Below are 10587 nucleotides of genomic sequence, written 5' to 3' on the forward strand. Positions count from 1 at the left end.
CTAGCCTTTGATGAATGCGAGAACGTCGGCGTTGAACTTGTCCGCTTCGGTCTGCGCCAAGCCGTGGGGGCCGCCCGGATAGATCTTGAGCTGGGCTCCCTTAACGATCTTCGCGGTCTTTTCCGCCGACGCCTTGATCGGGACGATCTGGTCGTCATCGCCATGGATCACGAGCGTCGGCTTGTCGATCTTCTTCAGGTCCGCGGTGTAGTCGACCTCCGAGAATTCACGGACGCAGTCATATTCACCCTTGATGCCGCCCATCATGCCCTGAAGCCAGAAGGATTCACGCAAGCCTTCATTGACCTTCGCGCCATCCCGATTAAAGCCATAGAACGGAATGGTGAGATCCTTGAAGAACTGCGAGCGGTCGCCGCCGGTGTTCTTGCGGATACCGTCGAAGACCTCGATCGGCGTGCCTTCGGGATTGGCTTCGGTCTTCAGCATCAGGGGCGGCACTGCACCGACGAGAACGACCTTCGCGACCCGATCGGAGCCGTGGCGGCCGATGTAATGCGCTACCTCGCCGCCACCAGTGGAGTGACCGATCATGATGATGCTTCTGAGATCGAGCTTCTCAATCAGTTCGGCCAAGTCATCGGCATACTGATCCATGTGGTTGCCGTCCCAGGTCTGGTCCGAGCGGCCATGGCTGCGGCGGTCATGCGCGACGACGCGATAGCCCTGCTGGCCGAAGAAAAGCATCTGGCCGTCCCAGGCATCAGCCATGAGTGGCCAGCCGTGCGAGAACAGAATCGGCTGCCCGGTTCCCCAGTCCTTGTAAAAGATCCTGGTGCCATCCTTCGTCGTGATAGTGCTCATGATGTGCTCTCCTTCTGCTTGTTTTGAAGTTGCTGCCGTCGCGGCTTGTCGACCGCCAGGAAGTGCTGAACCAGGGGAGGGTCCGTGCCCTGGTGAAATCGCCGGGCCTCGGCCTGGATATCCGCGTCGGCCTTCGAGATCCGCTTGTGCTGACGTAGATGTTCGGCCCAGGATTCGACGAAGAACCACTCGACGATGCGTTCGGGATCGGCGGCATCCTCGGAAATGCCCCACGAAGAGGCGCCGTCACGCCAGCGCTCCTCCGAGAGCCGCTCGAGAGCCGCGAGGAAGGCGGCGCGATCTGCCGGCAGGATGCGGTAGGTCACCATGACCATCACCGGCCCCCTGTCATGCGAGATGGGTTCGGCCATGGCCGGTTCAGGCCAGTGCAGCGACGGCGTCAGATCGCCGTCGCCGGTCGGCAGAGGAGCGCGGTGAGCCAGTACGGCAACCACGACAAGACTGAGACCAGCAGCGATCAGAGTGGCATCCGTGCCGATCTCTTGCGCCAGGAAGCCCCAGCCCAGGCTGCCTGCCGCCATCGCGCCATTGAAGGCGGTGAGATAGATCGCGAGACCCCGGCCCCGAATCCAGTTCGGCAGGATCGCCTGCATGGTGCTGTTGAGCGTGGTGAGCATGGCGATCCAGGAGGTCCCGAGCACGAAGGTCGCAATGATCGCGACGATCTCGGAATTCGTCAGGGCGAGAAGGGCCGTCGAGCCGGCGGTCACGAGTGTTGCGGCGAGCACCAGCCGATCCTGTCCGAGCCGGGCGCGGGTCCGCGGCAGCAGGATGGCTCCTGCGATGGCGCCTGCCCCGACGCTGCCGAGCAACAGGCCATAGAAGCCCGGTCCCCCGCCAATCTCCTGTCGCGCCACGATGGGCAGAAGCGCCCAGACGGCGCTGGCGAAGGCGAAGAACAGTACGGCCCGCCACAGGATGCGGTGGAGATCCCTGCTCGCCCGGGCGTAGCGCAATCCGGCGCGCAGCGCCCCGCCGAAATTCTCCCGCAGACCGTCATCCGCGTCCGCTTCGCGTCGCCACCACAGCAGAGCGCCTGCGACGAGGACATAGGTGAGGACGTCGAGACCGTAAACGGCAGCGGCTCCCGCAAAAGCGAGCAGAAATCCACCCAGGGCGGGCCCGATGGACCGCGCAATGTTGATGCCGAGCGAATTGAGCGCCACGGCGCCTTTCAGGTCGGATCGGGGAACGAGTTCCGGCGTGATGGCCTGCCAGGCCGGCGTCGCCAAAGCAGCGCCCACGCCGCCGAGGAAGGTGAGGACGACGAGGCTTTCGACCGAGACCGCGCCCGTCCAGGCCAGAATGGCGAGCAGGGAGCTTACGCTTCCGAGAACAATCTGGAGAACGATGAGAAGGCGGCGCCGGTCAAGGATGTCGGACAGGACACCGGCCGGAATGGCCAGAAGGAAAAATGGCAGCGTCCCGGCCACCTGAATCATGGCGACGGAGGCGGGCGAGGCGGAGATTCCCGTCACGAGCCAGGCAGATGACACGTCCCGCATGAAGGTGCCGATGTTGCCGAGGACCGTCGCCGTCCAGATTACCGCAAAGAGGCGGTGACGGAGAGGAGCAAAGGTGCCGGGGGGCGGAGACGCCGACGCACCGGTGATTCGGGTCGAGGATTCCGTCATGACCGAACGCCCCGGCCATTGGCGAGCAATGCTGCCAGAGCAAGACCTCCCATGATGGCGACATGCTCGAAGAACGTCGCAGTCTGGCGACCGCGATCAGGTCCCTCGAAGGCCCAGAAAGGGTGAGCCAGGAGGGTTGCCAGGAGTGTGAACACTGCCAGGACGCCTGCGCCGAACCAGCAGGCGCGACGGGTGAGGAACAGAATGGACCCGCCGAGTTGCGCGCCAATGACGAGGGCTGCCATCAATGCGGCGGGCTCGAGGCCGAGGCCCGTGATTTCGTTCACAGCTCCAGCGAAATCGGTGAGTTTCACGACGCCGCTGATCAGGAACGGGGATGCAAGAGCAAGGCGCGCCAGATAGTCGAACCCGGGTAGGGCCAACATCCGGGTGATCGGTCGGGGAGCGGCGATATCGATCATGGCGCGTTCCTCAGAAAGCCCAGCAGGAGCAGCCGAGAGCGCCCCAGAAGGAGCGCGAGTCCGAGGTGGGCGGATTGGAGCCCCAAGCGCCGGCATGGGAATGGCCATGCACCCCGCAGTTGTTGGCGCAGCCGCAGGCCGCCGCGAAAGCATATTTGCGATCTCCTTCAAGACCGGCGCGGCGCTGCTGATAGCCCCCGAAGGCGCGAACAGGCGCCCAATCCGGCATCGGCGGGGGTAGCGACGGCGCGAGATCCTTGAACTCGGCATCCCCATGAACCGGTCTGCCGCCGAGCAGCGTGAGAACCGAGGTGATGTCCTGGATCGCGTCTTCCGGAATGGAGAAATAATCGTCGGACAAGACCGCCAGATCTGCCAACTGACCAGCTTTGATCTGTCCCTTCTTGCCTTCTTCCGTGGAGAACCAGGCGTTGGCTTGTGTCCACAGGCGCAGAGCGCTTTCCCGATCGAGACGGTTCGCGGAAGGATAAAGTGTCAGCCCTCCCAGGGTCTTTCCCGTCACGAGCCAGGATAGCGACACCCACGGATTGTAGGAGGCCACGCGGGTGGCATCAGTGCCTGCGCCCACGGGAACGCCGGCTTCCAGCATGCGCTTGATCGGCGGCGTGCGCTCCGCCGCCTTGTTGCCGTAGCGCTCGACGAAGTCCTCACCCTGGAACGCCATCCGGTGCTGGACCGCGATGCCGCCGCCGAGAGCTGCGATGCGGTCGATGTTACGGTCGTCGATGGTCTCGGCGTGATCGATGAACCAGTGCAGGCCTTCGAGCGGCACGTCCCTGTTCACTTTCTCGAACACGTCGAGAGCCCGGGTGATGGTTTCGTTATAGGTGGCATGCAGCCGCCAGGGCCAGCGGTTCTGGGCAAGCAGCCGAACGACGGGCTCGAGGTCTGCCTCCATCGAGGGCGGCATCTCAGGCCGCTCGACCTTGAAGTCCTCGAAATCCGCAGCCGAGTAGACCAGCATCTCGCCGGCGCCATTGTGGCGGTAGAGATCGTCGCCCTGGCCTGGCTTGACCTGCTTCGCCCAGGAGTCGAAGTCGTTCAGCTCTTCCTTTGGCTTCTGGGTGAAGAGATTATAGGCGAGACGTACCGTGAGCTGGCCTTCGCGGTGCAGTTCCTCAATGATCTGGTAATCGTCCGGATAGTTCTGGAATCCGCCACCAGCATCAATGACACCGGTCACTCCGAGCCGGTTCACCTCCCGCATGAAGTGGCGCGAAGAGTTTTTCTGATATTCAGGCGGGAGCTTCGGGCCCTTGGAGAGGGTCGCATAAAGGATCGTGGCGTTGGGCTTGGCAATCAGCAGGCCTGTCGGATTGCCGTGTGCATCGCGCTGGATCTCACCTCCAGGAGGGTTCGGCGTGTCCTTCGTATAGCCGACGGCGCGCAGTGCAGCGCCATTCAACAGCGCGCGGTCGTAGAGATGTAGGATGAAGACGGGCGTGTCGGGCGCGACGGTGTTGATCTCGTCGAGCGTCGGCAGCCTCTTCTCGGCGAACTGATGTTCCGTGAAGCCGCCGACCACGCGGACCCATTGCGGAGCCGGTGTGCGGTCCACCTGCTCCTTGAGAATCCGCATGGCATCGGCAAGGGAGCGAACGCCGTCCCAGCGCAGTTCCATGTTGTAGTTGAGGCCGCCGCGGATGATGTGCATGTGGCTGTCGATCAGCCCGGGAATGACCCGACGGCCCTTCAAATCCACGCGCCGTGTTTCGGGGCCGGCGAGGGCCATGACCTCCTCTCGTCTCCGACGGTGACGAAGCGCCCATCCCGGATGGCCAATGCGGAAGCTTCGGGGGTCTGACGATCGAGGGTCGTGATCCGGCCATTGAACAGGATCAGGTCGGCGGACGTATTCATCGTCTGGGCCTCCAAGCTTTTGGGGAGAGCAAAGCCGGCCCCGAATGCGCCAAGTCCAGCGAGAACCGTACGACGATCATGAGACATGGACATAACCGGCTTTCGCTCGCTGCTGCCGTTCATGGCAGTCAAAGTAACGGGAGAAGGATGGAACGAATGCAGGGGGTTCTCCTGCATCCGCCAGAAATGATGGTTATTCAGCCGCGACGGTCGACGTGCCGTGAGCGCCTTCGCTCGCGCCGAACATGGTCTTAGCGTAGATGATGCCAAGGCCGTAGGCGCCGCCGTACTTCTTCGCGATTCCGGTCGTCATGTCGTAGGTCTCAGTGCGGGCCCAATCGCGCTGGAGCTCAAGGAGATATTGCAGGGCGGTCATCGGCCGGGCGCCGGCCTGAATCATGCGCTCCACCGCGCGCTCATGTGCCTCGGTTGAAACATCGCCACATGCGTCTGTGACGACATAGACCTCAAAGCCTTGTTCGAGCGCGGAGAGCGTCGGTCCGACGATGCAGACCGAAGTCCAAAGACCTGCAAAAACGAGGCGGTCCTTTCCGATCCGATTCACCTCATCGATGACGGCAGTATCCTCCCAGGTATTCATGGACGTACGGTCGAGAAGCTTCTGACCTGGAAAGGGATCGGTGACCTCAGAGAACATCGGTCCCGAAAAGCTCTTCTCCGCAACGGTCGTCAAGATCGTCGGAATCTTGAAGCCGGCCGCCGCCTGAGCGATCATAGCCGCATTGTTACGAAGGTTCACAGCATCGATGGACTTCGTCGCAAACGACATCTGCGACTGGAAGTCGATGAGGATCAAAGCATGATCAGTGTGGTTGATGAGCTTCGAGCCAGGAGTGGGAGATGCTTTGATGGCCATGATCGATCCTGTTCTGATGGGAGTTTCCGGAGAACAATCGAGCCAGCGGCCCTCAGAATCTTGTCGAAATTGAAACAGATTTGGAGGATTTGGTCGTGCTGTTGTGGAATGGCGTGTCCATCGGCAAAAGAGGACAAGACAAACGACTCCCGTGACAGATAGGGTATCGGAAACGATACGCTGGGGTATAGATATGGCCGGACGCGGCCTTCATCACGTCACGCTGATATCGAGCGATGCTGAGCGGAGCTGCCGCTTCTACGCGTGTTTCCTCGGGATGAGGCTCGTGAAGCGAACTGTCTCTCACGAGGATCCAGGCACATTCCACCTCTGCTTCGGGGACGAAGCCGGTCGGCCCGGCACGTTGTTCACCTTGTTTCCATGGCAGCGCGTGCCTCGCGGGAGGCGCGGGGCCTGTGAGGCATGGCGGACATCGTTCCGCATTCCATCGGGCTCTCTAGACTGGTGGTCGCGGCGCCTCAGTGAGGCAGATGTTCCTTATCGTTCGGATCAGACGGCGTTCGGCGAAAATTGCCTGACCTTTGAAGATCCGGACGGGGCGATGCTTGCTCTCGTGGAGGCAGATCCATTCATTCAGCCCGCAGTTTGGAATTCATCTGAAGTTCCGGCTGCCCATGCTCTCCAGGGACTTCACGATCTTGTGTTGAAAGTGCGCGAGGCTGATCCACTGAGCGAGTTGTTTCGGGAGGTCCTAGGCTTTACCGAAATAGGCCGTAACGGCAAACTCGTTCGGCTCGCAACCCATGATGGAGCGGGCGGCACCATCACGCTGGACGAAACAGGGCGCCTCGCACGGGGGCAGCTTGGAGCAGGAAGCATTCATCATGTTGCAATCCGCGCGCGTGACGCCGCAGACCAGGATGCTCTGGCTCAAGCACTTCATGATCGGTACGGGATTGTCACGACAGAGCCCAAGGACCGGATCTATTACCGATCCGTCAATTTTCGTTCGACCTGCGGTCTTCTCCTGGAGATTGCGACGGATGGACCGGGCGTCGACGTGGATGAGAGCTTCGAGACGCTGGGTATGGGCTTGAAGCTGCCTTCCTCCCTTGAGGAGCGACGGGGCGAGCTTGAACTGCTCCTGCCTTCGCTGCCGGCCCCGACATGCAAGCGACATGTATTTGAGGAGATAACATAAGCGCCAAGACCTCCGTCGTACAGGAAACGTGGACCGCGGCGGGTCCAAAAAGAAGGCCACGGCTCCAATCGATTGAAGCGAGTTGACATGACAACCGTTCAGGAAAACACACAATCCGGGTTGTTCGGCCAACGGCTTGGAAACCATCTTGAGATGGTCAGTCAGAGCATTCTACACGTCTCGAAGAAGGATCGTCTTTCACTCGCCGTGACTCGGCTGACCTGTACCCGTCGGGATCGGGACAGAACAGCCTCGATCGAGCCCGAGACTGCGTTCAGTGTTACCTACAAACTGAATGACGTTGAAGAGCACGAGTTCTGGTCGGAAGGTCGCATGCGGTATGCGCGAGGCTTCGGGGCAGGGACGGTGAACGCCATCGATCTCTCGGAGGATCCCCGAAGTCGCGTCCGTGGGCCATTTGATACGTTACAATTCTACCTGCGTAAGGAGGCGTTGGACGAACTGGCCTACGAGCGCGGGGCTTCGCCTGTCTCGGCTCTGCGCTCGTCACCGGATGCTAAGGACCCAATCCTCGGCGCAATGTGCGGGTTCCTCCTGTCGACGCCGCCGGAACTGGCTCAAACCAATCAGCTTTTCGTCGATCAGATGGCGCTGAGCCTGCTGACCTACTTCGCTGAAGGTTATGGGGGCATGCATATTCCCCCGATCCCCTCCAATGGCGGCCTCGCACCATGGCAGGAGCGTCGCGCCAAGGAGATCATGCATTCTCGTCTTGCAGCTCGCCTGGCGATTGCCGATATCGCGCGTGAATGCCGTCTCACGCCGAGTTACTTTGCCAAGGCCTTCCGCCGCACGACGGGAATGAGCCCGCACCAGTATTTGACACATATTCGCGTGCAGGAGGCCAAGAGCCTTCTCTTGTCCTCGACCTTGCCTTTGGCTGACATTGCGCTCATCGGTGGTTTCGGAGATCAGAGCTATTTCACGCGTGTTTTTACCCGCTCCGTTGGCGCGAGCCCTGGCGCTTGGCGAAGGGCAATGCTCCGCTAACCGAATACGATGCAGACTTCTGATCCAGGAGCCAGCGGCAAGTTCATTCGATCACGGAGACAGCCCTGCCAGCTATGTCCGCTGAGGTTCGGATTGCGAATCTAGTGTCAAGCTCGGGCACGGAGCGAAAGGAAAGACCGTCAGCATCTTGCGCGGCGAGCAGGCCTTTGAACGACCGTTCTCATAGGCTGCTTTGGACTCGGTCCGATATTCCGAAGATCTGGCGATCAAGAATCGCCTGCTGTGGATCTTGATGAGGAAACTCTTGTGCCCATTGCTCCGCGGGAAGCTCCTGAAAAAGCAATGCAGGTTCGGAACTAAGCTGAAGCTTGACCGTTGACTTGGGCCATTGCTTGCCAGAGTTCGGCCATGTGTCTCAGAATTGCTTGGATCATCCTTGCCCTGATCATCTTAGGACCTGCGCAGGCTCAAGATGACCGCGAGCTTAGAGTCGGCCTGCTCAGGTTCGGAACCGTCGCTTGGGAGATCGATACTCTCCGCCATCACGGAATCGACAGAAAGCACGGGATCACCGTCGTGCCGGTCGAGTTCGCTTCCAACGAAGCGGCCAAGGTGGCGCTGCAAGCGGGCGCGGTGGACATGATTGTCACTGACTGGCCTTGGGTCGCTCGCCAGCGGGGTGAGGGGTCTGATTTCAGTTTTGTCCCCTATTCGAGAGCCGTAGGCGCGCTCATGGTGCCGCCCGCTTCCGACATCGGCAGTCTCAGCGACCTTAAAGGCAAGCGGATCGGCGTTGCAGGGGGCCTCTCGACAAAAGCTGGCTTCTTCTCCGAGCCTATGCACAGAAGGAATTGGGAATCGATTTTGCAGGGGCAGTCGAGCCTGTCTTTGGAGCCCCGCCACTTCTCAACGAGGAACTGGCGCGCGGACGCATCGACGCCGTTCTCACCTATTGGCATTATGCCGCCCGCTTGGAGGCGAGCGGCGCCAGAGTGTTCCTGTCCGTCACCGACATGATCCGCGGCCTCGGCATCGATAGTCACGTGCCGATGCTCGGCTATGCCTTTCGGGAGGAGTGGGCCGACCGTGAGGGCGTCGCCTTGCAGGGCTTCGTAGCGGCTTCCCGTGAAGCAAAGACGCTGCTTGCAAGCTCGAAGGAGGAATGGATCCGCCTTGCCCCCCTCATCGGGTCCGACGATCCGGCAGCGCTGGTCGCGCTCCAAGCCGGATTTCGCGTAGGAACTCCGGATCGGTGGTCCGAGGTCGAGCGGCAGGCGGCATCCGATCTCTATGCTATCCTGGTCAGGATCGGAGGCGACAAGCTTGTCGGCTCGGCAAAGGTCCTCGACGTGAAGACCTTTTGGCCCCCTGTCTCCTATTGAGGCTGCCGATGCGTGCTGCTGGTGCCGAGCGCAAGGGGACATGGCAGGAGATTGCCTCTATCCTGCTGCTCCTTAGCCTGTGGCAGATCGGGGCAGCGCTTGCCGCGAGCAGGCTCTTCCCTGGTCCTCTCAGGGTGCTGCAGAGCCTCGTGCATGAGGCCATCAACGGGCCCTTGTTCCATCACCTCAGCATCACCCTGGCGCGGGTTGGCGTCAGCTTCGTTATCGCGATGGTCATCGGCACAGCTCTGGGGATTGCCCTCGGCCGTCTGCCGTCGCTCGACCGCTGGCTCAATCCCTGGCTCGTCGTCCTGCTCAACCTGCCGGCGCTCGTGGTCATCATCCTGACCTATATCTGGCTTGGTCTGGTGGAGACTGCACTTCTGGTGGCGGTGGCCCTCAACAAGATCCCCAATGTCGCTGTCACGCTTCGGGAGGGCGCGAGAGCCCTCGACCGGGACTACACGGAAGTTGCGCAGGTCTACCGCTTCGGCCACTGGACGACACTTCGCGAAGTGATCGTCCCACAACTGGCTCCCTACCTTCTGGCCGCCGCGCGCAACGGGCTCGCACTTGTCTGGAAGATCGTTCTCGTGGTCGAATTGCTCGGACGCTCCAATGGGATCGGCTTTCAGCTGCAGAGCTATTTTCAACTCTTCGACGTGCCGCGGGTCATAGCCTATGCGGCGGCCTTCGTCCTCTGTGTTCTGCTCATCGAAATCATGCTGTTCGCGCCGCTCGAACGCCGATCAGGACAGTGGCGGCGATGACGATGCGGATCATGATCGAGCGGAAAGTCTATCCAGCTCACGGAGGTGCCCCGGCTCGGGTGCTGTTCGAAAATCTGACCTTCGAGCTGGCCGATGGCGAGGTTTGTGCCATCGTGGGGCCATCCGGCATCGGCAAATCCAGTCTCCTGCAGATCGTAGCCGGGCTGGATACAGACTTCGAAGGATCTATCACGGGATTGCGGCAGCCCGTCGGCTATCTCTTTCAGACGCCCCGTCTCCTTCCATGGCGGACAGCTCGCCGGAATCTGGAGCTCGTGGTTCCGGACCGCCCCGGAAGAGCTGCGGAATGGCTGGCCCAAGTCGGATTGACCGGGTCGGAGAATGTCTATCCGCAACGGCTTTCGCTTGGGATGGCGCGGCGCGTGGCCTTGGCCCGGGCACTCGCGATCGAACCGAGACTTCTTCTGCTGGACGAGCCCTTTGCATCTCTCGACGAAGATACGTCTCGTGAGATGCAGGGCCTCATGGCAATCCATGTCCGGAAGCTGTGTCCGACGACGCTCCTCGTCACGCATCATTGGCACGAGGCGGCGGCTCTAGCCCATCGCGTGATCACGTTGGACGGTTCTCCAGCCCGAATCGTGGATGACCGGCTTCTTCAGAGGTCGAGGGCCGCCGAATGA

9 protein-coding genes and 3 pseudogenes are annotated in these 10587 nt (G+C 61.2%); 7 read left to right on the plus strand and 5 right to left on the minus strand.

Features of this window, described 5'->3' with window-relative positions; genetic code table 11:
- From ACD578_RS23830 to ACD578_RS23850, 5 genes and pseudogenes are all read right to left on the minus strand, one after another.
- A complete protein-coding gene (locus ACD578_RS23830) occupies positions 1–822 on the minus strand; it encodes an alpha/beta fold hydrolase (RefSeq protein ID WP_404289108.1) in 822 nt (273 codons plus the stop codon).
- Complete coding sequence (locus ACD578_RS23835; protein ID WP_404289110.1) at positions 819–2477, minus strand: MFS transporter; 1659 nt, start codon at positions 2475–2477, stop codon at positions 819–821. The genes ACD578_RS23830 and ACD578_RS23835 overlap by 4 nt, the downstream gene beginning before the upstream one ends.
- Positions 2474–2899, minus strand: a complete 426-nt coding sequence (locus ACD578_RS23840) for a DoxX family protein (protein WP_404289112.1) — start codon at positions 2897–2899, stop codon at positions 2474–2476. Before ACD578_RS23840 ends, ACD578_RS23835 begins: the two co-directional genes overlap by 4 nt.
- Positions 2900–2909: 10 nt before the next feature.
- Positions 2910–4780 (minus strand): annotated as a pseudogene (locus tag ACD578_RS23845) (amidohydrolase).
- A 193-nt stretch (positions 4781–4973) separates the two neighbouring features.
- Positions 4974–5651 carry a hydrolase gene (locus tag ACD578_RS23850; RefSeq protein ID WP_404294009.1) on the minus strand — a complete coding sequence of 226 codons (678 nt, stop codon included), beginning with the start codon at positions 5649–5651 and terminating at the stop codon, positions 4974–4976.
- Between the two features lie 199 nt (positions 5652–5850).
- Between ACD578_RS23850 and ACD578_RS23855 the strand changes: the two are divergent.
- The 7 genes and pseudogenes from ACD578_RS23855 to ACD578_RS23885 all read left to right on the plus strand — a co-directional run.
- Positions 5851–6213, plus strand: a pseudogene (locus tag ACD578_RS23855) (VOC family protein); the annotation flags it as partial.
- Between the two features lie 6 nt (positions 6214–6219).
- Positions 6220–6819: a VOC family protein gene (locus tag ACD578_RS23860; RefSeq protein WP_404294011.1), complete on the plus strand. Its 600-nt coding sequence runs from the start codon at positions 6220–6222 to the stop codon at positions 6817–6819.
- 87 nt (positions 6820–6906) lie between these two features.
- Complete coding sequence (locus tag ACD578_RS23865; protein WP_404289114.1) at positions 6907–7830, plus strand: helix-turn-helix transcriptional regulator; 924 nt, start codon at positions 6907–6909, stop codon at positions 7828–7830.
- 369 nt (positions 7831–8199) lie between these two features.
- Positions 8200–8583: pseudogene (locus ACD578_RS23870) on the plus strand (ABC transporter substrate-binding protein); the annotation flags it as partial.
- Between the two features lie 59 nt (positions 8584–8642).
- Positions 8643–9173, plus strand: coding sequence for an ABC transporter substrate-binding protein (locus ACD578_RS23875; RefSeq protein ID WP_404294061.1), 531 nt, complete (start codon positions 8643–8645; stop codon positions 9171–9173).
- An 8-nt stretch (positions 9174–9181) separates the two neighbouring features.
- On the plus strand, positions 9182–9943 hold the full coding sequence (locus ACD578_RS23880; protein ID WP_404289116.1) for an ABC transporter permease: 762 nt from the start codon (positions 9182–9184) through the stop codon (positions 9941–9943).
- Between the two features lie 11 nt (positions 9944–9954).
- The gene (locus ACD578_RS23885) at positions 9955–10587 is read left to right on the plus strand and encodes an ABC transporter ATP-binding protein (protein ID WP_404289118.1); all 633 of its coding nucleotides are present in this window, start codon (positions 9955–9957) and stop codon (positions 10585–10587) included.

Origin of the sequence: Microvirga sp. RSM25 (genome assembly GCF_044784385.1) — a bacterium.
Lineage (GTDB): Bacteria > Pseudomonadota > Alphaproteobacteria > Rhizobiales > Beijerinckiaceae > Microvirga > Microvirga tunisiensis.